General features: G+C 61.6%; 23 protein-coding genes, 1 tRNA gene, 1 other RNA gene and 1 riboswitch. Of the genes, 6 read left to right on the top strand and 19 right to left on the bottom strand.

Going from position 1 to position 21595, the window contains the following annotated elements; genetic code table 11:
* The first annotated feature begins 72 nt into the window (after positions 1 to 72).
* Together purD and LZG00_06545 are read left to right on the top strand one after the other, a co-directional pair.
* Positions 73 to 1335, top strand: coding sequence for a phosphoribosylamine--glycine ligase (gene purD / locus LZG00_06550; protein ID MCF3593654.1), 1263 nt, complete (start codon positions 73 to 75; stop codon positions 1333 to 1335).
* A 164-nt stretch (positions 1336 to 1499) separates the two neighbouring features.
* Entirely contained in the window at positions 1500 to 2675 is a 1176-nt protein-coding gene (locus LZG00_06545) for a membrane dipeptidase (GenBank protein ID MCF3593653.1), read from the top strand.
* Positions 2676 to 2705: 30 nt separating this feature from the next.
* On the opposite strand, the gene LZG00_06540 is transcribed toward LZG00_06545, so the two are convergent.
* The 3 genes from LZG00_06540 to LZG00_06530 are packed head-to-tail and all read right to left on the bottom strand — an operon-like array spanning position 2706 to position 4781.
* A complete protein-coding gene (locus tag LZG00_06540; GenBank protein MCF3593652.1) occupies positions 2706 to 3323 on the bottom strand; it encodes a methyltransferase domain-containing protein in 618 nt (205 codons plus the stop codon).
* The gene (gene pssA, locus LZG00_06535) at positions 3320 to 4081 is read right to left on the bottom strand and encodes a CDP-diacylglycerol--serine O-phosphatidyltransferase (protein ID MCF3593651.1); all 762 of its coding nucleotides are present in this window, start codon (positions 4079 to 4081) and stop codon (positions 3320 to 3322) included. The genes LZG00_06540 and pssA overlap by 4 nt, the downstream gene beginning before the upstream one ends.
* A 4-nt stretch (positions 4082 to 4085) precedes the next feature.
* Positions 4086 to 4781, bottom strand: coding sequence for a phosphatidylserine decarboxylase (locus LZG00_06530; GenBank protein MCF3593650.1), 696 nt, complete (start codon positions 4779 to 4781; stop codon positions 4086 to 4088).
* Between the two features lie 448 nt (positions 4782 to 5229).
* Between LZG00_06530 and rsgA the strand changes: the two genes are divergently transcribed.
* Positions 5230 to 6309, top strand: coding sequence for a ribosome small subunit-dependent GTPase A (rsgA, locus tag LZG00_06525; GenBank protein MCF3593649.1), 1080 nt, complete (start codon positions 5230 to 5232; stop codon positions 6307 to 6309).
* Positions 6310 to 6401: 92 nt separating this feature from the next.
* Here rsgA and rpoH read toward each other — a convergent pair whose 3' ends face one another.
* Both rpoH and LZG00_06515 read right to left on the bottom strand, forming a co-directional pair.
* Positions 6402 to 7298, bottom strand: a complete 897-nt coding sequence (gene rpoH, locus LZG00_06520) for an RNA polymerase sigma factor RpoH (protein ID MCF3593648.1) — start codon at positions 7296 to 7298, stop codon at positions 6402 to 6404.
* A gap of 299 nt (positions 7299 to 7597) precedes the next feature.
* Entirely contained in the window at positions 7598 to 8641 is a 1044-nt protein-coding gene (locus LZG00_06515) for an RluA family pseudouridine synthase (protein ID MCF3593647.1), read from the bottom strand.
* On the opposite strand from LZG00_06515, the gene LZG00_06510 reads away from it, so the two are divergent.
* A complete protein-coding gene (locus LZG00_06510; GenBank protein MCF3593646.1) occupies positions 8641 to 8943 on the top strand; it encodes a DUF6476 family protein in 303 nt (100 codons plus the stop codon). The two genes, LZG00_06515 and LZG00_06510, sit on opposite strands and share 1 nt — an antisense overlap.
* Here the strand turns inward: LZG00_06510 and LZG00_06505 are convergent.
* The 10 genes from LZG00_06505 to LZG00_06460 all read right to left on the bottom strand — a co-directional run bounded on the left by LZG00_06505 (position 8933) and on the right by LZG00_06460 (position 16998).
* Complete coding sequence (locus LZG00_06505) at positions 8933 to 9790, bottom strand: TonB family protein (GenBank protein ID MCF3593645.1); 858 nt, start codon at positions 9788 to 9790, stop codon at positions 8933 to 8935. The two genes, LZG00_06510 and LZG00_06505, sit on opposite strands and share 11 nt — an antisense overlap.
* On the bottom strand, positions 9787 to 10116 hold the full coding sequence (locus tag LZG00_06500) for a biopolymer transporter ExbD (protein MCF3593644.1): 330 nt from the start codon (positions 10114 to 10116) through the stop codon (positions 9787 to 9789). Before LZG00_06500 ends, LZG00_06505 begins: the two co-directional genes overlap by 4 nt.
* 57 nt (positions 10117 to 10173) lie before the next feature.
* On the bottom strand, positions 10174 to 10557 hold the full coding sequence (locus LZG00_06495; GenBank protein ID MCF3593643.1) for a biopolymer transporter ExbD: 384 nt from the start codon (positions 10555 to 10557) through the stop codon (positions 10174 to 10176).
* Complete coding sequence (locus LZG00_06490) at positions 10557 to 11186, bottom strand: MotA/TolQ/ExbB proton channel family protein (protein MCF3593642.1); 630 nt, start codon at positions 11184 to 11186, stop codon at positions 10557 to 10559. Before LZG00_06490 ends, LZG00_06495 begins: the two co-directional genes overlap by 1 nt.
* 48 nt (positions 11187 to 11234) lie before the next feature.
* Positions 11235 to 11912: an adenosylcobinamide amidohydrolase gene (locus LZG00_06485; protein MCF3593641.1), complete on the bottom strand. Its 678-nt coding sequence runs from the start codon at positions 11910 to 11912 to the stop codon at positions 11235 to 11237.
* The gene (locus LZG00_06480; GenBank protein MCF3593640.1) at positions 11909 to 12679 is read right to left on the bottom strand and encodes an ABC transporter ATP-binding protein; all 771 of its coding nucleotides are present in this window, start codon (positions 12677 to 12679) and stop codon (positions 11909 to 11911) included. The genes LZG00_06485 and LZG00_06480 overlap by 4 nt, the downstream gene beginning before the upstream one ends.
* On the bottom strand, positions 12676 to 13653 hold the full coding sequence (locus LZG00_06475) for an iron ABC transporter permease (protein ID MCF3593639.1): 978 nt from the start codon (positions 13651 to 13653) through the stop codon (positions 12676 to 12678). Before LZG00_06475 ends, LZG00_06480 begins: the two co-directional genes overlap by 4 nt.
* Positions 13650 to 14570, bottom strand: a complete 921-nt coding sequence (locus LZG00_06470; GenBank protein MCF3593638.1) for an ABC transporter substrate-binding protein — start codon at positions 14568 to 14570, stop codon at positions 13650 to 13652. Before LZG00_06470 ends, LZG00_06475 begins: the two co-directional genes overlap by 4 nt.
* Positions 14515 to 16386, bottom strand: coding sequence for a TonB-dependent receptor (locus LZG00_06465; protein ID MCF3593637.1), 1872 nt, complete (start codon positions 16384 to 16386; stop codon positions 14515 to 14517). Before LZG00_06465 ends, LZG00_06470 begins: the two co-directional genes overlap by 56 nt.
* 142 nt (positions 16387 to 16528) lie before the next feature.
* A riboswitch (cobalamin riboswitch) is annotated at positions 16529 to 16743 on the bottom strand.
* A gap of 178 nt (positions 16744 to 16921) precedes the next feature.
* Positions 16922 to 16998: transfer RNA gene (locus LZG00_06460), tRNA-His, on the bottom strand.
* 321 nt (positions 16999 to 17319) lie between these two features.
* Between LZG00_06460 and LZG00_06455 the strand changes: the two genes are divergently transcribed.
* Positions 17320 to 17505 (top strand): DUF6324 family protein, encoded by a 186-nt coding sequence (locus tag LZG00_06455; GenBank protein MCF3593636.1) that lies wholly within the window; start codon positions 17320 to 17322, stop codon positions 17503 to 17505.
* A gap of 9 nt (positions 17506 to 17514) precedes the next feature.
* On the opposite strand, the gene LZG00_06450 is transcribed toward LZG00_06455, so the two are convergent.
* Positions 17515 to 17964 carry an MmcB family DNA repair protein gene (locus tag LZG00_06450; GenBank protein ID MCF3593635.1) on the bottom strand — a complete coding sequence of 150 codons (450 nt, stop codon included), beginning with the start codon at positions 17962 to 17964 and terminating at the stop codon, positions 17515 to 17517.
* Positions 17965 to 18195: 231 nt separating this feature from the next.
* On the opposite strand from LZG00_06450, the gene ssrS reads away from it, so the two are divergent.
* Positions 18196 to 18352, top strand: a non-coding RNA gene (ssrS, locus tag LZG00_06445) — 6S RNA.
* A 231-nt stretch (positions 18353 to 18583) separates the two neighbouring features.
* On the opposite strand, the gene LZG00_06440 is transcribed toward ssrS, so the two are convergent.
* The 3 genes from LZG00_06440 to LZG00_06430 form a co-directional block, all read right to left on the bottom strand.
* Positions 18584 to 18925 (bottom strand): hypothetical protein, encoded by a 342-nt coding sequence (locus tag LZG00_06440; protein MCF3593634.1) that lies wholly within the window; start codon positions 18923 to 18925, stop codon positions 18584 to 18586.
* A 106-nt stretch (positions 18926 to 19031) separates the two neighbouring features.
* Entirely contained in the window at positions 19032 to 19856 is an 825-nt protein-coding gene (locus tag LZG00_06435; protein MCF3593633.1) for a 4-(cytidine 5'-diphospho)-2-C-methyl-D-erythritol kinase, read from the bottom strand.
* Positions 19849 to 21561, bottom strand: a complete 1713-nt coding sequence (locus LZG00_06430; protein ID MCF3593632.1) for a tetratricopeptide repeat protein — start codon at positions 21559 to 21561, stop codon at positions 19849 to 19851. The genes LZG00_06435 and LZG00_06430 overlap by 8 nt, the downstream gene beginning before the upstream one ends.
* Between the last annotated feature and the right edge of the window lie 34 nt (positions 21562 to 21595).

Raw genomic sequence — 21595 nt, 5'->3', positions numbered from 1 at the left:
GTCACCTTGCTTGTCACTGGCTCGGGCGGAGCTTAGAACGCCATTCAAAGAAGGCCAAGCGGAGACAGCCCCATGAACATCCTCATTCTCGGCAGTGGCGGGCGCGAACATGCCCTTGCCTGGGCGGTTATGCAGAACCCTAAATGCGACAAGTTGATCGTGGCGCCGGGAAATGCCGGAATCGCGAAAATCGCGGAGTGCGCGCGCATTGATATCATGGATGGCGGGGCGGTAGCGACATTTGCCGAAGCCAACGCGATTGATTTCGTGATTGTCGGGCCAGAAGCGCCTTTGGCGGCGGGGGTGGCGGATCGGCTGCGCGAGGCAGGGGTCAACGTGTTCGGGCCATCGGCGGCGGCGTCAAAGCTCGAATCCTCGAAGAGCTTCACCAAGGAGATCTGCGATGCCTGCGGCGCGCCGACAGCCGCCTATGGGCATTTCACCGATCTGGCGGAGGCGCGGGCCTATGTTGAAGCACAGGGCGCGCCGATCGTGATCAAGGCCGATGGTCTGGCCGCCGGGAAAGGCGTGATCGTGGCGATGGATTTGGAAACCGCGCTGGCGGCGCTTGACGACATGTTTGGCGGCGCGTTTGGCGGGGCAGGTGCCGAGGTGGTGATCGAGGAGTTCATGGAGGGCGAGGAGGCGTCGTTCTTTGTGCTTTGTGACGGTGAGGGGGCGCTGCCCATCGGGACGGCGCAGGATCACAAGCGGGTGGGCGAAGGCGATACCGGGCCAAATACGGGCGGGATGGGGGCCTACTCCCCTGCCCCGGTGATGAGCGACGATGTGGTTGACAAGACGATGGCCGAGATCGTGCGCCCCACATTGGCCGAGATGGCAAAGCGCGGCACGCCCTATCAGGGGGTCTTGTTTGTCGGGTTGATGATCAAGGACGGGCAGCCGCGACTGGTGGAATACAATGTGCGGTTTGGCGATCCGGAATGTCAGGTTTTGATGATGCGGCTTGGGGCGCAGGTGTTTGACCTGTTACAGGCGGCGGCCGAGGGGCGGCTTGCGGAGTGCGCCGTGAATTGGGCCGACGATCATGCGATGACCGTGGTGATGGCGGCCGATGGCTATCCGGGTGACTATGAGAAGGGCAGTGTCATCAAGGGGCTGGAAAACTGTGGTGAAGACAGCTTTCACATGGTGTTTCATGCCGGGACCGAGCGCAAGGACGGGCAGTTTATCGCCGCTGGCGGGCGGGTGTTGAGCGTGACCGCACGCGGGGCGAGCCTGAGCCAGGCACGGGATCGGGCTTATGCAATGGTGGACAGGATCGACTGGCCCGAAGGGTTTTGCCGGCGCGATATAGGATGGCGCGCGCTCTGAGGTTTGAGCGGCTTCGAATTGCTGCGCAATCCGACCGAACGGGGGGCCAGCCCCCCGAACCCCCCGAGATATTTCTGGCAAGATGAAGAGGCTTTCCGCCGCGTTCACGTTGAGGCGAATCGATTTGCGTGGGTAAATCGAAAGAAATGCGGGAGGGATTTGGTATGCGGTGGGTGAAACGGATCTTGGCGGGCGTGGCGATGCTGTTGGTTCTGGGACTTGTAGCGTTCTGGGCCTTTGCGCCGGGAATTGTTGAAAAGGGGCGCAACGCGGTGGCGGTGCATGATCCTTACCCGGTTTCAGACGAAGCGCGCGCCCTGCATGAGCAGTTGGTGATCGGCGATTGGCATGCGGATTCGCTGCTGTGGAAGCGCGATCTGCTGGAACGTGGTGAGCGTGGGCAGGTGGATGTGCCCCGGCTTCTGGAGGGGGGCGTGGCGGTGCAGGTCTTCACCGCCGTGACCAAGAGCCCGATGGGGCAGAATTACGATGAGAACGCGGCGGATGCGTTTGACAACATCACGCTTCTGGCCTTTGGGCAGCTTTGGCCGATCCGCACATGGACATCGATCTATGAGCGCGCAATCTATCAGGCGGAGAAACTGCACGGGTTTGAGGCGGCCTCGAACGGGGCATTGCAGATCATCCGCACGCAGGCCGATCTCGATGCTGTGCTGGCAGAGCGTGCCGCCGGGAAACCGGTGGTTGGTGGTATCCTGGGGATTGAAGGCGCGCATCCGCTGGAAGGCGATATTGCCAAGCTAGATGGGTTGTTTGAGGCCGGGCATCGGGTGTTTGGCTTGCAGCATTTCTTTGACAATGAACTGGGTGGATCGCTGCATGGCACGGGCAATCACGGGCTGACCGAATTTGGCCGCGAGGTGGTGGCCCGACTGGCCAAGATGCCGGTGGTGATTGATGTGGCCCATTCCAGCCCGCAGGTGGCGCGCGATGTCTTGGGAATGGTGGATGTGCCGATCGTGCTGAGCCATAGCGGCATTCATTCGCATTGTCCGGTAAAGCGGAATTTCCCCGATGATCTGATGCGTGCCATTGCCGCCGGGGGCGGTGTGATTGGCATGGGATATTGGGGCGAGGTCGCCTGTGGCAAGATCAACCCCGATGGCATTGCCGCGATGATCAAGGCCGGGATCGCGGCGGTGGGGGAAGATCATGTCTCGCTGGGGTCGGATTTCGACGGGTCGGTGGCGACCGCTTTCGACACCTCCGAATTGCCCGCTCTTACAGATGCGCTGTTGCGTGCGGGGGTGAGCGAGGCGCAGATCAGAAAAGTGATGGGGGGCAATATGCTGCGGGTCTTGCGGGCACGACTGAAGTGACGTTGGGCAGTCACATGCAGGTCGTCCGGCTCAACCGTCTTTTTTCAGCACGAGCCAGGTCATCAGGCCGCGAGGCGGCAGTTTGTCGCGTTCGACTTCTGTGAGGCCGGGCGTTCCCAGCACGCGTTCAATCTGAAAATCCGATTGCCAGCCGATCAGGTTTTCTAATGGCGCGGTGATCCGTTCGAGCGTGGCGAGAGGGCCTTTGGGGCGGGCAAAGTGATTGGTGATGACCACCCGTCCACCGGGGCGCAGGACGCGGGCGATTTCCGCCATGACGCCTTCGGGATCGGGCACCACCGAAAGCACGTGCATGGCCGCAACGCTGTCAAAGCTCGCATCGGCGAAATCGAGTTCGCCGGCGTCCATCTGGCGCAGTTCCTTGACGTGAGTGAGGCGTTCCTCCGCAACACGGCGTTTGGCCTTGGCCAGCATCTCGTTGGAGAAGTCGATTCCCGTGACCTCGACCCCGGAACCGTAGTGCCCCAGAGCGAGACCGGTGCCGACGCCGACCTCAAGCACGGCACCACCACGCCCGGTAAGATAGGCCCCTGCCCGCCTGCGCCCCGCGCCGGTAACTGCACCAAAGGTCAGATCGTAAACTGGAGCCCAACGACGGTAGGACGCGGTGACGGCTTCGGCTTTCATGGGGCAGGTTCCTCTGGGATATGGGTGGGAGGCTTAATCGCAACCCGCAGCAGAAGGCCAAGATAGGCGATCTGGGCAATGAGCAGCACTGGCCAAGGCCAGGTAAAGGCAGCGGCGGTAAGCGCCATAAGCGCCACCATCAGCATCGGTGCCTTGTCGCGCGAAATGCGCATGAGCTTGAATGACGGAGTTGGCAGACGCGAAATCATCAAAAAGCCCACCGCGAGAAGCCAAATGCCGGTAAAAGCCGGAAGCGCGGCTTCGATCATGCCGGGGAAATTGCGCGTCACAACCAGCGGCAAAAGCACGAGGAGCGCGCCGCCGGGGGCGGGAACCCCTTGAAACCAACCCGATTGTTTGCTGCCACCGGCGCGCGCCTTGTCAACGACGTTGAAGCGCGCAAGGCGAAGAGCGCAGCAGATGGCGTAGATCAGGGCGGCGATCCAGCCACCGCTGCGGCTATCGGGCAAGGCCCAGAGATAGAGGATAAGCGCGGGGGCCACGCCAAAATTGAGGAAATCGGCAAGGCTGTCGAGTTCGGCGCCGAGCGCGCTTTCGCTTTTCAGCAGGCGCGCCATGGCGCCATCGAGCCCGTCGAGCAGCGCCGCAAAGGCGATCAGCGCCACCGAGAGCGTGACATTGCCATCGACCGCAAAGCGTATTGCAGTAAGGCCCGCGCAAATCGCGCTAAGCGTCATCAGGTTGGGCAGAAGCTGCACCGGACGCAGGGGGGCGCGTTTTTTTGGGGTTGGTGCCATTCGTTCAGAGGCGCCGTGAGGTCATACGCGGTGTGTCGCCTTGGGCCAAATCGGCGATGATGCTTTCCCCGGCGATCATGGTCTGGCCCAGCGCCACCTGTGGTTCGACCCCTTCGGGCAGGTAGACATCAAGCCGCGAGCCAAACCGGATCAGACCGAAGCGTTCGCCGGTGAGCAGGCTGTTGCCTTCGCGCACGAAGGGCACGATGCGGCGCGCCACGAGGCCCGCGATCTGCACCACGGCCAGTTTGCGGCCATCCTCCATGGCGATCACAAGGCTGTTGCGTTCATTGTCTTCGCTGGCCTTGTCGAGCGAGGCATTGAGGAATTTGCCCGGACGATAGACCATCTTTTCGATGCGCCCGGAGATCGGCGCGCGGTTCACGTGGCAGTTGAAAACCGACATGAACACGCTGACCCGCGTGAGCGGAGTGTCGCCCATGCCCAGTTCGGGCGGCGGCGCGGCAGGTTCGATCAGTGAGACCACGCCATCGGCGGGTGAAACGATCAACCCGGCGCGATCAGGCACCGAGCGCTTGGGATCACGGAAGAAATAGTAGCACCAGACCGTAAGCCCGACGCCGATCCAGCCAAGCGGTTCCCACAAAAGAAAGAGCAGCAGCGTCAGACCGGCAAAGATTGCCACGAAACGGCGCCCTTCGGGGTGCATTGGCTTGATGAAGGTTTCGTGCATTTTCATCGTTTGGGACCACCTGTTGCGGATACCTCGCGGGAATACAGGGGGTTCGCGCCGGTTTCAACGGCTCAATCCATGGGCCGCGCGGGAAACGTCAAAGCCCCTGCGTGCCAGCACGAGACAAATCCCGCGTGTCCCCCAGCGCGGGGCGGAGTGTATCGCCGGATCGGGCAGGCACCCCAGCGTGCTTCGATCCGGTGGCGAACGCTTGTAAAATCTGCGCCAAAGGCTATAATTGAGGTCTACTTTCATGGAGATTTCATGTCGCGGTAAACTGGGGAGGCAAGACGCCCTTCCGTTGCGAAACAAAGCCAAACCGGCACCGCCCCATTGCGTTCGGCGGGAGGTGTTTCGCGTTCCAATCGCAAGATTGCTTTTCAATCACAAGACAATTTCCAGACAATTTGCGGTGCGGGTCTCGCCCCCGACCGGAACATGAAAGATCACAGACATGACACGGGATCCCTCCCAGAATTCACCATCCGCAGGGGCGGCAAGCAAAACCGGGCGTGACATCACGCCGCTGGTCAAGCTTGGCTGGCAGCCGTTTTTCGCCCAACAAATCAACGAAGAAACTCTCGTTCTGACACCGCCGGTCCGGGTGGTGGAGGTTCACAGGAACGGTCTGCGTGCACTGGGCGACGGCATTGATACGCTCATCCCGCCGGGACCGGACGCAACCGTCGGAGATTGGTTGTTGTTTGATGCACAGCACCCGACCGACAGCACAGTTCTGCACCGCAAGAGCCTGTTCGAGCGGCGCGCGCCGGGCACCGAGCGCAAGCTTCAGCGGATCGCGGCGAATGTAGACACCGCCTTCATCGTGACCTCGTGCAACAACGATTACAACGTTGCGCGGCTTGAACGCTATATCGTTCTGGCGTTCGAATCCGAAGCCGCGCCGGTGATTGTGCTGACCAAACCTGACCTCTGCGACGATCCCGACACCTATCTGGCCGAGGCAGGCGCGGTTTCAGACCGTGTGCCGGTGGTCATGCTGAACGCGTTGAGCAGCAGTGAGACGATTGACCAACTCGCTCCGTGGTGCCAGCCGGGACAGACCGTTGCCTTTCTGGGGTCCTCCGGGGTGGGAAAATCCACGCTGGTCAATGCGTTGTTCAGCGCGGGCATCGCCGAGACCGCCGACATCCGCGACGATGACAGCAAGGGGCGCCACACCACCACGCGCCGCCAATTGCATGTAACACCCGAGGGCTGCGCGGTGCTCGACACGCCCGGCATGCGCGAGCTTCAGTTGATCGACGTCGAGGCCGGAATTGCCGACATGTTCGATGAGCTGACGGCCTTGGCACACCAATGCCGGTTTCGCGATTGCCAACACGAGACCGAGCCCGGCTGTGCCGTTCGCGCGGCGCTGGAAGCGGGGGAGATTGATCGTGGCAAGCTGAAACGCTGGAAGAAACTGGCCGCTGAGGGCCGGTTCAATTCCTCGACGCTGACCGAGCGCAAATCCGTGGGCAAGTCGCTGCGCAAACAGATCCGTTTGTCGCAGAAAAAGGGCAAACGTTAAGATTTTCGCCAATGGGGCGAACGGCAAAGGCCGGGGCGATGCCCCGGCCTTGTGTCATTTCGAACCTATGGCTGATCCCTTTTACGGGCCATTCATTCCACGGTCATCATGCCCTTTTCGGCAGCCAGTTCGCGCATCCGGGTTTGCAGCTTTTCGAACGCGCGCACCTCAATCTGGCGGATGCGTTCGCGGCTGACGTCATATTGACCCGAGAGGTCTTCGAGCGTGATGGTTTCCTCGTTGAGCCGTCGCTGGGTCAGGATGTCTTTCTCGCGGTCGTTGAGCACGTCCATCGCGGCGGCCAGCATTTCGCGGCGCGCTTCCAATTCGTCACGTGCCTCGTAATCTCCGGCCTGATCAGCGGATTCATCTTCCAGCCAGTCCTGCCACTGCATCGTGCCTTCGCCCTCGGAGCCGACCGTGGCGTTGAGCGAGGCATCGCCCCCCGACAGGCGCCGGTTCATCGAGATCACTTCGGTTTCCGTCACACCGAGATCATGGGCGATACGTTCGACATTCTCGGGGCGCAGATCACCCTCTTCCAGAGCACCGATACGGGCCTTGGCCTTGCGCAGGTTGAAGAACAACTTTTTCTGGGCCGAGGTGGTGCCAAGTTTCACAAGGCTCCATGAGCGCAGGATGTATTCCTGAATCGAGGCGCGAATCCACCACATCGCATAAGTCGCGAGGCGAAAGCCCTTTTCCGGATCAAACCGTTTGACCGCCTGCATCAACCCGACATTGGCTTCGGAAATCACCTCGGCCTGAGGCAGCCCATAGCCGCGATAGCCCATGGCGATTTTGGCCGCCAATCGCAGATGCGATGTGACCATACGGTGCGCGGCCTCGGTGTCTTCCTTTTCGACCCAGGCTTTCGCGAGCATGTATTCCTCTTCCGGCTGAAGCAGCGGAAACTTGCGAATTTCCTGCATATAGCGGTTCAAGCCACCTTCTGGTGTGGGGGCTGGGAGGTTTGCGTAGTTGGCCATTTGTCATGTCCCTGTAACTGTTCAGAGCTTAATGTTTACTCTATTAACATCGAGATGGGGGTGCTGTGAGCGCGGTTCAAGCCCCTTCGTATGCATTTATACGCAAAGCATAAGGGTTTCTGTCGGGAGAAACATCCGGCATCACGCCAATGTGCTTATTGCGTCAACAACGCGCCTGTTATCTCAATAACGTGCCTGGATGGCGTTGGTTCCATGGTCTCGGAGGCGTTACAGGCCGCTTGCACCCCGCTTTCCGGGCGCGGCGGCGCGAATTGGCCCGCAACCGCAGCAGGTTCATGTTACATCGCGTCGGGGCCGGGCGCGCGCAACAGATCGAGAAGGTCGCACATATCTTGGGGCAAGGGCGCCTCGAATCGCAGGGTTTCGCCACTGACGGGATGTTCGAACCCCAGCACCGCGGCATGCAGCGCCTGCCGCGGGAAGGCCTTGGCAGCGGCGCGGGCCTCAGCGGGGAGCGCCTTTTCGGCAATCTTGCGTTTTCCGCCATAGACCGGATCGCCGATGAGCCCATGTCCGGCATGGGCAAGGTGCACCCGGATTTGATGGGTGCGCCCCGTTTCCAGCCAGCATTCCAGCAGAGAAACCACAGGAGGCGTACCGAATCGTTCAACAAGACGGGCGCGGGTGATGGCATGGCGCCCGCCTTGAAACAGCACGGCCTGGCGTTGACGGTCATGTTTGTGGCGTGCAAGCTGGGTTGTGATCTTGAGGATATTGCCCGGCTCAAAACTGACGCCGCGAAGACCACGCAGGCGCGGATCAGCACCATCAGGCACCCCATTGGCGATGGCGAGATAGTAACGCTCGACACTATGGGCCTCGAATTGGGCGGCAAGGCCATGATGGGCCCGATCGGACTTGGCCACCACCAGCAAACCACTGGTATCCTTGTCAATGCGATGCACAATTCCGGGGCGCGCGACACCGCCGACGCCCGAAAGACTATCCCCACAATGATGCAGCAACGCGTTGACCAGCGTGCCCGATGGCGTGCCGGGAGCGGGATGCACCACCATGCCGGCGGGCTTGTTCACCACCACCAGGTCATCGTCTTCATAGACGATTTCCAGCGTGATATCCTCTGGGCCGATATGGCTTTCGGTTGCGGCCTCAAGCGTGATTTCGACGCTGTCCCCCTCGTTCACCTGTGCCTTGGGGTTTGTCGCCACCTCACCGTTGATGCGCACCGCGCCCGCCTCGATCAAACGCACCAATCGGGTGCGCGACAGCGCCGCCGCCTCTGGCACATCGCGCGAAAGCGCCTTATCAAGGCGCGCAGGCGGATCGGGCTGGACCGCAAAATTGACAAGGGTTTGGGCCAATGAACGACACTCCTCAGCCGATGGATGAAAAGACGCTGAAGTTCCTGCGTCTGCTGGTCACGGTGCTGACAGGCACGATGATCTTGGGCCTTCTAGTGATCATCGCGCTGTTTGTCATCAAGTTCTCGGAAAAGCGGCTGCCGATTCCTGAGCGGATCGAGTTGCCCGCCGGGGCAAAGGCCGCTGCGTTCACCCAAGCCAAGAACTGGTATGCGGTGGTGACCGAGGATAATCGCATCCTGATTTACAACCCCGACACCGGTACCCTGTTGCAAGAGATCGAAGTGACTCCTAGCGACTGAACGACATCGACAATGTGAAACGATAGGCGCCCGGCGCGATGCCGCCCGGTGCGCGCGGCAAGGCGGCGCGACGCACGGTGCTTAATGCGGCGCGATCAAACGCCGGATTGCCGGACGAGCGGGTGAGTCCTGCGCTGGCCAATTGGCCGGTGGTTGTGACCTTGAGCCAGAGCCGTACCTTGCCGTTTCCCGATGTGCCCGAAGGATACCGCTTGCGCCGTTCCACGCGGGCACGGATCGAGCCGCCCCAGCGCGCGATCAGGCTGGCGTTGGCTTTGGTCGATTTCTGCGCGCCGGTGCCGGATGTGCGTGCCTTCCCCGCCGCCACCTTGCCGCCACTTCCCGCGGCGGTCTGTTTGGGGGCGGCGGCGCGCTGCGGTTTGGCGTTGGGCTGGGTCTTGGGGGTCGGTTTTTGCGCGCGTTCGGTCTGATCGGGGCGTGGCCTTGGGCGCGGCGACGTGTCGGGCGCAAGGGCCGAGCGCGGCGCAGGTGGCGGGGTGAGATCGACCTGCGGCGCCGAAGGGACCATGCCGGGCACCGTCGGAGCACGTGGCGGGGCCATGGGTGTCTGTCTGACAACGGGTTGAGGGGTGGTGAGGGGCATGGCAGGTTGATCGGGCGCTGCGGGCATCGCGACCAGTGACGGATCGACCAGAAACTCGGGCGGTCGCTCCCACGCGTCAACCAGCGCGGCGAGCGTCTGGGGGGCACCGGTCAGGGTAATCGTCGCCGCGCCCCCTGCCCCGGCCGAGGCCGTGGCGCCTTGGGGTGCAGCCTCCTGCCAAAGCACCAGATGGGCCGCGACCGAGGCGCCCAGAAACCCGGAGAATTCAAACAGCCCCCTCATTTCACGCGCACCGTCAGGTTCACATCACTTATCCCGATCGCCGCCAGCCGCCCAAGCGTTTCAGCCAGCAAGGGCGCGGGCATGTCCATATCGGCGCGCAGGGTCAGCGGGCCGGTTTGCCCGGCTTGGGACAATGCCGACCAGACATCTGCATCGCGATAGGTCTCAAACGCCAGCACGCCATCGCGTGACAAATGGAGGATGTGGCTCTGTTCGGGGCTGGTGTCGCTTGTGGCCGAGGGCGGGGTCAGATCAAAGGGTTGGGGCGGCGTAATGCGCGCCGCCATCATGAAGAAGATCAGCAGCAGGAACACCACATTGATCATCGGCACGATGCCTTCGCTCGGCCGGCGACGGGGGGGGCGGGCAAAACGCATCGCTCTCTACTCCACGATGGCCAGGGCGGTGAACCCCGCCGCGCGCAGGGTTTCGGCCACATCGACCAGCCGTTGCAGGCGTGTATCGGGCGCGGCGCGCAATACGATGGTATCGTCGGGGTGTTCTGTCAGCCCGCTCAGCGCAGCGGCCAGCGTTGTTTCATCCTGTGGCAGGCCGTTCAATGTCACCGTCTCGGGCGCGATTTCCACCAGGCGTGGCGGCCCGCTGTAATCGGCGCTGCCCCCGCCGCCGATGCCCAGAGGCACAACCGCTTCGCGCCCGAATTGCGCCGCCAGCATGAAGAACACCAGAAGCAGGAAAACCACGTCGATCATCGGCGTCAGGCTTGGCATGCGGCGCGCGCGCGTGGGGGGGGCGAAACGGATCATCAGGCGGCCTTGTCGGCGCTCGTGGAGGCAATGAAAAAGCGCGTTGCCATGGTCTCAAAGTCACCTTGGATACGTTCGTTGATGCCTTCAAACCAGCTGAGCGCGACGGCGGCGGGAATGGCGACGGCCATGCCGGCGGCTGTGGTCAAAAGCGCCTCCCAGATGCCGCCTGCCAACACCGAGGGGTCGGCCTGCCCGCCGCTGTCTTCAAGCGCCTGAAACGCCTCAATCATTCCAAGAACCGTGCCAAGAAGGCCGATCAGCGGCGCGATGGTCATGATCAGTTCAAGCGGGCGCAGCCCGGCGCGCAGGCGCAGAAGTTCATCCTGAGCGATGCTCGTGATATGTTCGCGCGCCAAGGCGTCGGACGAGCCCCGCCCGACCTCCAGCGCGGCAACAAAGCGCAGCCGCAATGTGCGCGGACGTGCAGAGAGCGCGGGCATTTCGCCCGATACCAGCGCGTCGAATGCGCGCGCGGCGCGCGCTTTTGCCCAGGCGCCATCAAGCGCCAACCGCCAGAGTTTCCAGGCAATGATCGCCACGGTCAGCACAGAAAGCGCGGCGATCGCCCAAAGTGCGGGGCCGCCGGTATCGAGGAATGCCCGAATGTTTGTCATATCGAGGGACATGGGGTCGGCTCCTTCCTGTCGGGTTCAGGGTGTTTGGTGATATGCGTGTCAGGCATCTGCATCTATCGTCCTGTGCGTTGACTCTGGCCCGGTGGGCGGGCGCCAATCACGCGCCCCCGCCAGCGTGGCACGATAGACAGCAGCGCCCAGCGCTTCGCCGGTTTCGGTGTGCAGACCCGCATAATCTTGACTGCCGTGCGGTGCGGCGAGCGCAATGCAATCGGTGCCCGTGCCGGTGGCCAGCCCCACGGGCAGGCGCAAACCGACTTCAAGAATGGCGGCGGTGCGGGCTTGGGTTGCGATGCTCATCGCCTCGATCAGCCCGGTTTGCGACAACGCGCAATCGAGCGACACCGCGATATTGATGGTGCCATATGCAGCCGGATTGGCCGGTATGCGATGGCCGACGCGTTCGGCATTGGTCAGCCCAACCGTCGCGACGCAATGCGCTGTTGTGGCGCCCACGGTGGCGGTGGCCTGGGTGAAGCTGTCGATGTTGCGCGAGGTGAGCAGGCAGACGGCATCTTCGGCGTCGGCGCGCTTGAGTTCCCCGGCCAGCCATGCCGCAACATCGAAATCGCGCGGCAGATCGGCATTACGCACCTCGCGCCAGAGGATGCGGCGGGCGGTGACAAAACCGGGGCGGTTGAGGCTCCAGCTCAGCACCTGACGCGCGCCGCCGAGATCGAATTCAAGCCAGGGGTGCGAAAGGGTCACGGTGTTCATTCCAGCACCTCAAGCGGCTGAAACACTGGGCCTTGGGCGGTATTTTCATACCAGGCAGTAACACCAAACGTGTCACGGATGAGAGCGGGGGTAAGCACCTTGGCAGGTGGTCCGTCGGCCACGATTCCGCCGTGCCCCCCGATCTTGCCGAGCACGATCAGGCGGGTGCAATGGCGCGCGGCAAGGCCGAGATCATGCAGCGAAACAATAACCGAGCGGCCTTCGCCGGCCAACTTTGCAAAACTCTGCATGGTGGAAATCTGATGTGCAGGATCAAGCCCCGCAATCGGCTCGTCCGCCATCAAGAGCGGGGTTTCCTGTGCCATCGCGCGGGCCAGCAGGACGCGGGCCTGCTCGCCTCCGGAAAGCCGGGTGGCGGTGCGATGACGAAAAGCCGTGAGGCTCAGCGCGTCCAAGGCGCGCTCGACGGCGGCGTGGTCGGCAGGGCTTGGCGCCTGCCCCGGTGCGAGATGCGGGGTGCGGCCCAGCATGACAAGAGTTTCGACCGAAACGGGCCAGGCAATTTCGCGCGCCTGGGGCATCCATGCCGCCATTTGACCGCGCGCGCGCGGCGCAAGTTTGGTCAGGCTGGAGTGGCCGGTGTGCGGGATCAGCCCCAAAGCGGCGCGCATCAACGTGGTCTTGCCCGCCCCGTTGGCGCCGATCAGGCCGATCAGCTCGTTCGGGCCAACCTCGAATGACACGCCGGACAGAACCGGGCGAGCGCGCAGCGACACAGCAAGATCAGAGACGGAGAGGCAGATCATGCGGCGTCCCTCCGGGTGCGATAAATCAGGTGCAGGAACAGCGGCGCACCGATCAGCGCAGTGAGCACGCCGAGCTTGAGATCCCGCTCGGGCACGATGAGGCGCACGGCGATATCGGCGGCCAGAACCATTCCCGCCCCGCCCAGTGCCGACGCCCACAAGAGCCGCCCGGGCCGCGCGCCGACAAATCCGCGCAGGATATGCGGCACCACGAGGCCGACAAATCCAATGGCGCCCGCAACAGCCGTTGAGGCGCCGATGACACAAGCGGTTCCGATCACCAGCGTGAGGCGCAGGCGCGACAGGTTGATACCCATCGCCGCAGCCGCATCCTCGCCCAGGGTGAGCGCGTCGAGGCCACGCGCAAGGCCGAGCAGCAACACAGCCCCGAGCGCAATGAAGGGAAGCGCGATCCAGACGTGAACCATCGAACGGTCGGTGAGCGAGCCCATCATCCAGAACACGATTTCGCTGGCGGCAAAGGGATTGGGCGAGAGGTTGAGCACAAGCGAAATCAGCGCGCCGGTGAGCGAGGAAATGGCGATGCCCGCAAGGATCAGCGTCAGCGAGGTGCCGCGCGGGCCGGCCAGCGCGAGGATCAGGAACACGCCGAGAAAGGCCCCGGTGAGCGCCCCCAGCGGCAGGCCCAGAGGGATCAGCGCCGCAAAGCCGGTCTGGATCGCCAACACCGCACCAAGGGCCGCCGAACCCGACACCCCGATCAGGCCGGGATCGGCCAGCGGGTTGCGCAGATAGCCTTGCATCGCCGCCCCGGCGAGGCCGAGACTACCCCCAACCAGCAGCGCCAGTAGAGCGCGCGGCAGGCGGATTTCACGCATCACCATGCTGAGCGCGCCATCGGTGTCGGTGATCAGCGCATGAAGGCTTTCCAGTGGACCAATCGGTGCCGGGCCGATCACTAATGAGGCGGCGAAGAGAAGCAGAACCGTCAGGATCAGGGCCATGCGCATCATTCGCCCCCTCCCGCCTGCATTCGGCGGCGCACTTGGGCCATGTCTTCGACGGCGGCCAGCACATGCGGCGTGCCGCAGATCCAGTCGCGATCGCTGGCCCCGGCGCCGGGCAGGTTTGCGCGCAGGGTTTCGACAACCGGGTGATAGAGAATTTCTTCAGAGCGCGACGCACCAGGATAGTGCGTGCCGGTGATCAGAGCTTCGGGCGCGCTCATCACCAGCAATTCCAGCGGTAGGGTGCCGGAGCGGGTAATCCCGGCCTCGGTGGCGACATTGCTGAAACCTGCCGCCAGCAGGATCTGCCCGGATAGCGAATTGTCCCCCAGCGTGTAGCCATTGGCGTAATAGAGCGCGGCGCGTGGGTGGGTGATGGCTTCGGCGCGCAGGCGGGCGAGGCGTTGTTGATAATCTTGCACAAGGGCGGCAGCGCGCTCCGCGCGGTGCAGGGCCGCGCCGACTTTGGTGATCAGCGGTGGAATCTCTTCGAGAGATCCGGCCACGTCGAGCAACACGACGGGAATGCCGAGCCGTTCGAGCATGGAGACCGTGGCACGATTGGAAAAGCGCCCGGCAAGCACGAGATCGGGTTTGAGCAGGTAGATCTCTTCGGCGAGACCATGGTTCTTGTGATAGGCGGCGGCCTCGTCCACCATTGCCGAACTCAGCGGATCAAAGGCGACATGGGAGACCGAGATGAGTTGCCCCTGAGCGGCGATCATCATTGCAAGCTGATCGGTGCAGAGGTTCATCGACACAACCCGCGCCGGGGCTGTTTCAGGCAAAGCCGTTTGCGCCGCATCGTCCGCGGTGCAAGGTGCGACGGCAAGGCCAAGGGCCAGTGCCGCCGCGAGGGATATGGACCTAGAAAGCCGCACGGAGGCCGAAGTAGACTGCACGGCCCGGCTGATTGTAGCCACCGGCGGTTTCATAGTCTTCGTCGAGCAGGTTTTCGACCCTGAGATAGGCTTGCGCCGAATCCGTCACGTCATAACGCAGGCCGATATTAACCAGTGAATAGTCCCCCACCTTATGCCCTGCGGGGGCAAAGGCGCTGGCCTTCACACCGGCGACGTGCTGCATTTCCAGATTGGCGGCGAAGCGGTTGGAGAACCTTGCATCGAGCCCCAGCACGAGATCATGCATCGGCACCCGGGTCAGCCGTGCACCCTTGGAGCGCGCGTCGGTGTAGGTGTAGTTGCCATAAATCGTGGTGCGATCATTGAGCGCAAAGCTGGAGCTAAGCTCAACCCCTTGGCTATGCGTGGTGCCGGGCACCTGATTGTAGCAACCGGCCCAACCGGTGGCGATGGCATTGGCGCAGGCCATAGAGGCACCGTCATACTCAATCAGATCGTCGATTTCGGTGTAAAACAGCGTTGCCTTGACCATCCCGTCGGTACCGGCAAAGCGGTGCTCAACACCAAGCTCGGCGCTGCGGCTTTTTTCGGGGTTGAGCGTGGGATCACCATAGCCACTATAGAGTTCATAGAGCGAGGGCGCGCGAAAGCCTGTGCCGAGAACGGCGCGCAGGGTCGTCTGGCTGCTGACGCGCCATGCGCCGGCGACCCGCCCGCTCCAATTGCCGCCAAAGAACGAATGATCATCATAGCGCCCGGTGATCGACAGGTCGAAATCGGGCGTCACGCTCCACTGCAATTCGGCCATCGCCGAGTTGGTGTCATAGCTGCCGTTTTCGGACGAGGTCGCGAAGCTTTCTTCGGTCTTGTCGAGACCGAAGTTGAGCTTGGCGCGCGCGCCAAGATCGGCGCTGGCCAGATAGGAAAGCTGCGTGCGTTCACCATCAAAGAAGGTGGAGAAACCGCCGGGATCGCGCCTTTCATTTGTAAACTGCGAATAGCTCAAAGTGTGCAGCACCGAGCCGGTGGTCAGTTCTGCAAAGATGCGCCCGCCACGTTGGGTGGTGTAGTTCACCCCGGTGTTGTCAATCGGTGCCCCCCAAGTGTTGGGGCCTTGCCGGTCGATTTCAATCTCGGCGTCGCGCCAAAGGACAGAGCCACCAACGGTGAGATTGTCGGTTAAGGCATAGCGCGCCGAGAAGGTCAGCATCTTTTGCTCAAACCCGTCAGCCTCGGTATCCCAGGATTGGGAGGAAATGCCCTCGGAGCGCACGGTCGAGAAGGTCAGCGCGATTTCGCCGCGCTCGCTTTTCTGGCCCAACGAAAGGCTGCCCGAATAGGTCTTGAAGCTGCCCGCTTCGATGCTCCCCTTGCCGGAGAAGCCCAGTTCGGTCGGCCGGTAGCTGGTGATGTCGACCACGCCGCCAATGGCTTCCGAACCGTAAAGCGCGGATTGCGTGCCTTTGAGAACCTCGATTCGGCCAATCCCTGCGGAGGTCAGACCACCAAAATTGAAACCGGTCTGGGTGCTTGATGGATCGGTCACGTCGATCCCGTCGATGCGCACGCCAACATAGCTGTTGGACAGACCGCGAATGCGCAGATTGCTGGTGGTCCCAAGCCCGCCATTGGACGAAACACTTACCCCCGGCACGCGGCTTAGAACCGATGCGAGCGGCACATCGCCCTGCGCAAGCGCTTGACCTTCGAGGACTTCGACGCTGGCGCCGCTCTGCGCCTGCGGTGTTGGTGCAAGGTTGCCCGAGACCGTGATCTCGCCCAGATCATAGGTTTCTTCGGCCAAGGCGGACCCGGCCAGAAGAGCAGAATAAAGTGCAGTTGTGGCCACGCTGGCCAATAGTTTCGAACGTGTCATCGCATTTCCCCATTAACACGGCGCAAGCTTGTGCGACCGCTGCGATATCTGTTTGCCTTTGGGGGAAAGTGAGCCCTCCCCCGAGACGGTGAAGACACCACGGCGGAAGAATGCTCCGCAGCCCACGACGCCCCACGCGCGCGGACAGGGTGTTCACTTCGGCAGGTCTCCTGACTTGCGGGTCAACGCTTGGCCGGACCTTCCCGCCGCAGATTCTGCGACAGTGGTGTATTCCGGCTTCGCTCTCCGCCTACAGTTGCGGGGGCAGTTGTGGATTTGGCAGCCTTGCGGGCGACCTCACCATATTCCCTATTATCCAAACGACTCTTTGTTCGGACCGAAGCACGCCCGGATTAACCGCGAACGTTCTCTGTGTAAAGCGTCGTGATCGCCAAACGCGTCCCGGCTCGGGTGGGATATTTTTGTGTTAGGTCAAGCCCGTCAGGCCCTGGGCGACTTGGGGCTACCGTCTGCAAGAGCAAAAACCAGGACTCTGCCGGTGCAAGTTTACCAGTGTAATCATGTCGGGGGAAAATGGTACCGCCTCCCTGGCTTGAACAGGGGACCTCTGGATCCACAATCCAGCGCTCTAACCAACTGAGCTAAGGCGGCACTGTCAGGCGATTTAGCTTCCGAGTCGCGTGAATGCAAGCCTCTAAAGCGTTTCGCGACAAACTTGAATCACGGGTTTGTCACAAAACGCCCATGACATTGATCTGTTGCGCGCCATTTCGAGTCGCCCTTGTTGAAGCTCTCACAAAGCGAACCCATTCGACACCCACGCGAGAGCGGTCTGATATTTCGTTGGCGGGTCCGCGTCATTGCCCGACAATTGCCGGAACATGCGCGCCGCAACAGGTGCAGAATGGTTGCAGGTGCTTGCATCGCAAGGCCAAACTGTCTAGCTGAATGCCAGCTTCAGGAGAGCACGTCATGAGCATCAACAAACAGAGCGACATCGAAGCCAACTTGCAAATCGGCCCGACCGATCAAGGAATGGTGCGGCTCTATATCGAGGCGCGGGACATCGAGATTCCTATGGATTTCGACCCCGAGGAAGCCGACGAAATCGCCGAAGAAATCCGCGCTGCTGCACGGGCCGCACGCGCCAAGGGCTGACCCGAAGCCCTAGAAGACCCGTGGATCACGGTACCCTTGCAGTCGACGCGCCGCGTGCCGGGCGAAGCGCCGTGTGAGCGCAGTGCGACGGGCGCCGGCCAGTTTAACCTCGGGCGACATTCGGATGATCTCGGCATTATAGGCATCGGCAATGATCAATCCCGTATCATCCGGCAGAAGGTCAGTCGGAAAATCGGTGTCCACCGCCCAAAAATAGCGGTCGCACCATTCCAGATAGCCCCCCCATTTCCCATCAGACGTGAAATCAACCCGGCTGGATTTGCATTCGATCACCCAGATCTCACCTTTCGGCCCAAGCGCCATGACATCCACACGCTTGCCCCTCTGGGGCACGAACTCTTCCAGCGTCACGAAATCATGGCTGGCCAAAAAACGGCATACCCCACGCCCCAAGAGCTGACCGGGTTGCATTTGCTCTGAAGGAAGCTGGTCATCCATCCCCCAAATATTGAACAAAGAGAGAACATATTCAAGGGGATTTTGGCCGACTTGCTTGATTGAATGCCGTTGGGCGACTGCACGCGGCAGCTTCAATATCAAGGATCGGACCCCGCGCGGAACCTGGCAGGTGTCGAGATCGGGCCAAGGCGGGCGCTGTAATCCGCCATTGTTCACAGGATTGGAAATGGTGGCTTGTTATCTCACCCTGCCCTGCCTATGTGGGAATTGGCGGTTCTGCCCTTCTCGTGACACGGTTGCATTCCGGTGGCCTTAAATACTTCCGAGGGAGCTGGCTCTGTCGAGGTCTTGGCCTCGTTACCTGGCGCCCACCTGTGCACACAGGTCCTCGGGAATGAGATAACCCCACGGTCCGGGTGGTTCCGCCGCCTAAAGCGTTTTTACTTAAACCTGAGACAGAGTTAGGTCGCAACGCCGCACAACACATCAACGTTGTGGGCGCTTCAACACAAACCCGTGAATCTGGTCTATCTCGAAACGCTTTAATCCCTGACAGCGACATGACGAAAGCGCCCCGAGGCTGGGGCGCGTTCAAGACGGCTAAAGCAAACGATTGATTGCGGGATGGATCGCCAAGTCTGACCGACAGGCGCGCATTTTATCCTCTGGGCGGGTTCGCAGGGTTGCCCGGGTTTCGCGCCGACACCCGCACCGGCACGACCTGCGGTTCTGGCCGTGCGACGTGCTGGCGCAAGCCACCCCCGGGTCCGTCATCGTCGTCATCCTTCATTTTCATGACGGCGATTGCAAACTGCACCCCGGCAAACACGATGCCATTGGCAAACCACAACACCAATACCGCCAGCCATCCCTTGTCTGAATGGCTGACCAGATGCCAGAGATTGGCGATATTGAAATAGAGAAGCATCGCCACGAATCCGGCTGCTATGCCAAAGCCGATGACGACATTGATGATATACATTCGGATCAGTTTGGGCATGATGTCACTTCCCCTATCTCTGCCTCTATCATGGTCCCTTCCGGGCCAAGCTTCAAGAGGTTGGGCACGGGGCGGTGATTTTCGGCGGATTCACCGCGCAGTTCATTCAGCCCAGCCGGGTTGCCGCAATCCACCAATCGCTGCGCTCTTCACGCAAAAGGGTTTCTGCCGCCACCGCCTCGCGCGGGGTGTCAAACAGCGCAAAACAGGTCGCGCCTGACCCGGACATGCGCGCAAGCCGCGCGCCGGGCAAGGCCGCAAGACAGCGCAGCACGGCGTCGATTTCGGGCGCGATACGCATCGCAGGCGCCTGCAAATCGTTGCGCTGCATCGAAATCCACGCGATTGCCTCTGATGGGCTGCGAAAACCTGACAAGTCGTCGGGCATGGCAGGGTTGTTCTTGGTGGGAAGCGCGGAAAACACCGAACCTGTCGGCACAGCGACGCCAGGATTGACCAAGAGCGCAGGCAATGGCGGCAACACAACCCGGTCCAGCCTTTCGCCGACCCCGCGCATCCGCACCGATTGCGCAGACAGGCACACAGGCACGTCCGCGCCCAAAACCTCGGCCCCAGCGGGGATGGTTTTTCCGGTCAGATCGGTAAGAACGCGTATCGCCGCCGCCGCATCTGAAGAACCGCCACCGATCCCGGCGGCTGCGGGCAAGTGTTTTTCAAGCGTAATCGCGGCAGAAATCCCCAGCCACTCGGCAGCCTTCAAGACGAGATTGCGGCCATCCGTCGGCACGCCGTCGGCCATCGGCCCGGTTACCTTCAAAGTTGTAACACTGGCAAGTTCTGCGCTCAGACGATCCCCAATTTGCGCGAAGGCAACAAGGCTGTCGAGCAGATGCAAACCATCCGATCTCTGACCAACGACATGCAGCGAAAGATTTACCTTGGCGGGCGCAAAGCCCGAGGCGTCAGCCATCCTCACCGGCCACTTTCAGAGGCGGCGCACCTTCTTCTTCGAGAACCTTGTCCAGACCGACCGCGATCTTGCGGCGAATGCGATCCGGGTCGGCATCTTCGGCGGTTTCTCCGTAATCGACGAAGGAAAGCGCGCGTTTCCATTGGAATTCCGCCTCGCGTTTGCGGCCCACAGCCCAATAGACATCGCCCAGATGATCATTGACGATAGGGTCGACCGACATCAATTCGGCCGCATGTTCCATATGGCTGACCGCCTCGTCATAACGTCCCAGACGATAGAGCGCCCAGCCAAGGCTATCGACGATATAGCCCGAATTTGGCTGTACGGCGACGGCACGTTCGATCATGTCCAACGCCTCATCCAGCTTGTTACTTTTCTCGACCAGCGAGTACCCGAGGTAGTTCAGCACTTCGGGCCGGTTGGGATCAAGCTCCAACGCTGCGCGGAAATCGGCCTCGGCCTGAGGCCAGTTGCCGACCCGCTCATGACAGATGGCGCGGGCGTAATAGACAAACCACTGCGTTGCTTCTTCGGTATCATAAAGGGCGATTGCGCGATCATAGGCCGCGATGGCTTCGTCATAACGGTCAAGCGTGCGCAGCAGATCCCCCAGAGTGTTGTGAACAACCGGCAAATCGCCATGACTTTTTGTCAACTGTTCCAGCACTTCGATGGCAGCGTCGGGTTTGCCGGCCTTGCGCAGCGCGTCAGCGCGCCCAAGTTCGGCGGCATGAAAGGCCGGATCAGAACGCGGCACCTTGCGATAGGCTGCCGTTGCCAGATCATATTGCGCCATATCATCGAGAATTTCAGCCGTCAGCAGAATCGCATCTACATGCTCGGGGCGCAGGTATTCGGCCAGACGGGCAAAGAGGATCGTATCAACATCCCGCGCTTCTCCGCGCAACGCCCCTGCAACCGTATAGAGCACTTCGGCCATGCCATCGCGCACTGAACCGATGACATCAAAGCTGAGCGTTTCGCCCGCCTTCAACCTATCGTGCATGACTTCCAGTTCGGGATCGAAGGATTTGCCAAAGGCCTGTTCAAGCACCTCAAGTGCCGCATCATTTTTTTCAAGCTGGCTGAGCACCTGCACACGTGCAATCACGCCACGGCGGGTCTGCACAGCAGCCCCCGGACCCGACGCGCTCAGGATTGCATCCGCCCCCTCAAGATCGCCGACAAGGGCCAAAGCCAGGGCTTTCTGATAGAGCGCAAAGCCGCGCTGTCCCGGCTCTTTTGCCAATGTATCAAAAGCGGTAATCGCATCTGACATTGCACCCTTGCCCAATTGCGCCCAGGCGCCGATCAGACCGTCGACCAATTCACCGATGCCGCGCTCGTCCTCGATCCGTTTGAGCAGGTCGTCATATCGCCCATTCCAGGCCTCGTCCGCCAAGAGCACCATTTGGCTGAGCTGACTTTTCAGCTCCTTCGCCTCCATCACGGTGGCCACCGGCAGCGCGCGGTCAATTCGTCCCAGCGAAAGGAAGGACAGCACAGTGGCTTCCATCAGAGACGGATTCGACGGGTCGCGCGCCAGTGCCTGAGTATAATATTGCGAGGCGGCATCGAAATCGCCTGAGTAACGCGCCTGTCGCCCGGCAAGATACGCCCCGGCAAGCCCATCCGCCAATGCTGGCGTGATGGTAAGCTGCACCACAAGCGCCGCGATCGCGACTATTCGATTGGCTTTCATGTGTGGGTCTGCCCTTTGCTGCCGGTATGAAGGC

The sequence above is a fragment of the Rhodobacteraceae bacterium LMO-JJ12 genome, assembly GCA_021555075.1.
Taxonomy (GTDB): domain Bacteria; phylum Pseudomonadota; class Alphaproteobacteria; order Rhodobacterales; family Rhodobacteraceae; genus JAKGBX01.
This window is presented reverse-complemented; position numbering and strand designations above follow the sequence as displayed.

What these genes read in the sequence shown, in the direction of transcription:
- purD (MCF3593654.1), top strand. Translation starts at nt 73, where the DNA reads ATGAACATCCTCATTCTCGGCAGTGGCGGGCGCGAACATGCCCTTGCC.
- LZG00_06545 (MCF3593653.1), top strand. Translation starts at nt 1,500, where the DNA reads ATGCGGTGGGTGAAACGGATCTTGGCGGGCGTGGCGATGCTGTTGGTT.
- LZG00_06540 (MCF3593652.1), bottom strand. Translation starts at nt 3,323, where the DNA reads ATGAAAGCCGAAGCCGTCACCGCGTCCTACCGTCGTTGGGCTCCAGTT.
- pssA (MCF3593651.1), bottom strand. Translation starts at nt 4,081, where the DNA reads ATGGCACCAACCCCAAAAAAACGCGCCCCCCTGCGTCCGGTGCAGCTT.
- LZG00_06530 (MCF3593650.1), bottom strand. Translation starts at nt 4,781, where the DNA reads ATGAAAATGCACGAAACCTTCATCAAGCCAATGCACCCCGAAGGGCGC.
- rsgA (MCF3593649.1), top strand. Translation starts at nt 5,230, where the DNA reads ATGACACGGGATCCCTCCCAGAATTCACCATCCGCAGGGGCGGCAAGC.
- rpoH (MCF3593648.1), bottom strand. Translation starts at nt 7,298, where the DNA reads ATGGCCAACTACGCAAACCTCCCAGCCCCCACACCAGAAGGTGGCTTG.
- LZG00_06510 (MCF3593646.1), top strand. Translation starts at nt 8,641, where the DNA reads ATGAACGACACTCCTCAGCCGATGGATGAAAAGACGCTGAAGTTCCTG.
- LZG00_06505 (MCF3593645.1), bottom strand. Translation starts at nt 9,790, where the DNA reads ATGAGGGGGCTGTTTGAATTCTCCGGGTTTCTGGGCGCCTCGGTCGCG.
- LZG00_06500 (MCF3593644.1), bottom strand. Translation starts at nt 10,116, where the DNA reads ATGATCAATGTGGTGTTCCTGCTGCTGATCTTCTTCATGATGGCGGCG.
- LZG00_06495 (MCF3593643.1), bottom strand. Translation starts at nt 10,557, where the DNA reads ATGATCCGTTTCGCCCCCCCCACGCGCGCGCGCCGCATGCCAAGCCTG.
- LZG00_06490 (MCF3593642.1), bottom strand. Translation starts at nt 11,186, where the DNA reads ATGTCCCTCGATATGACAAACATTCGGGCATTCCTCGATACCGGCGGC.
- LZG00_06485 (MCF3593641.1), bottom strand. Translation starts at nt 11,912, where the DNA reads ATGAACACCGTGACCCTTTCGCACCCCTGGCTTGAATTCGATCTCGGC.
- LZG00_06480 (MCF3593640.1), bottom strand. Translation starts at nt 12,679, where the DNA reads ATGATCTGCCTCTCCGTCTCTGATCTTGCTGTGTCGCTGCGCGCTCGC.
- LZG00_06475 (MCF3593639.1), bottom strand. Translation starts at nt 13,653, where the DNA reads ATGATGCGCATGGCCCTGATCCTGACGGTTCTGCTTCTCTTCGCCGCC.
- LZG00_06465 (MCF3593637.1), bottom strand. Translation starts at nt 16,386, where the DNA reads ATGACACGTTCGAAACTATTGGCCAGCGTGGCCACAACTGCACTTTAT.
- LZG00_06455 (MCF3593636.1), top strand. Translation starts at nt 17,320, where the DNA reads ATGAGCATCAACAAACAGAGCGACATCGAAGCCAACTTGCAAATCGGC.
- LZG00_06450 (MCF3593635.1), bottom strand. Translation starts at nt 17,964, where the DNA reads ATGGATGACCAGCTTCCTTCAGAGCAAATGCAACCCGGTCAGCTCTTG.
- LZG00_06440 (MCF3593634.1), bottom strand. Translation starts at nt 18,925, where the DNA reads ATGCCCAAACTGATCCGAATGTATATCATCAATGTCGTCATCGGCTTT.
- LZG00_06435 (MCF3593633.1), bottom strand. Translation starts at nt 19,856, where the DNA reads ATGGCTGACGCCTCGGGCTTTGCGCCCGCCAAGGTAAATCTTTCGCTG.
- LZG00_06430 (MCF3593632.1), bottom strand. Translation starts at nt 21,561, where the DNA reads ATGAAAGCCAATCGAATAGTCGCGATCGCGGCGCTTGTGGTGCAGCTT.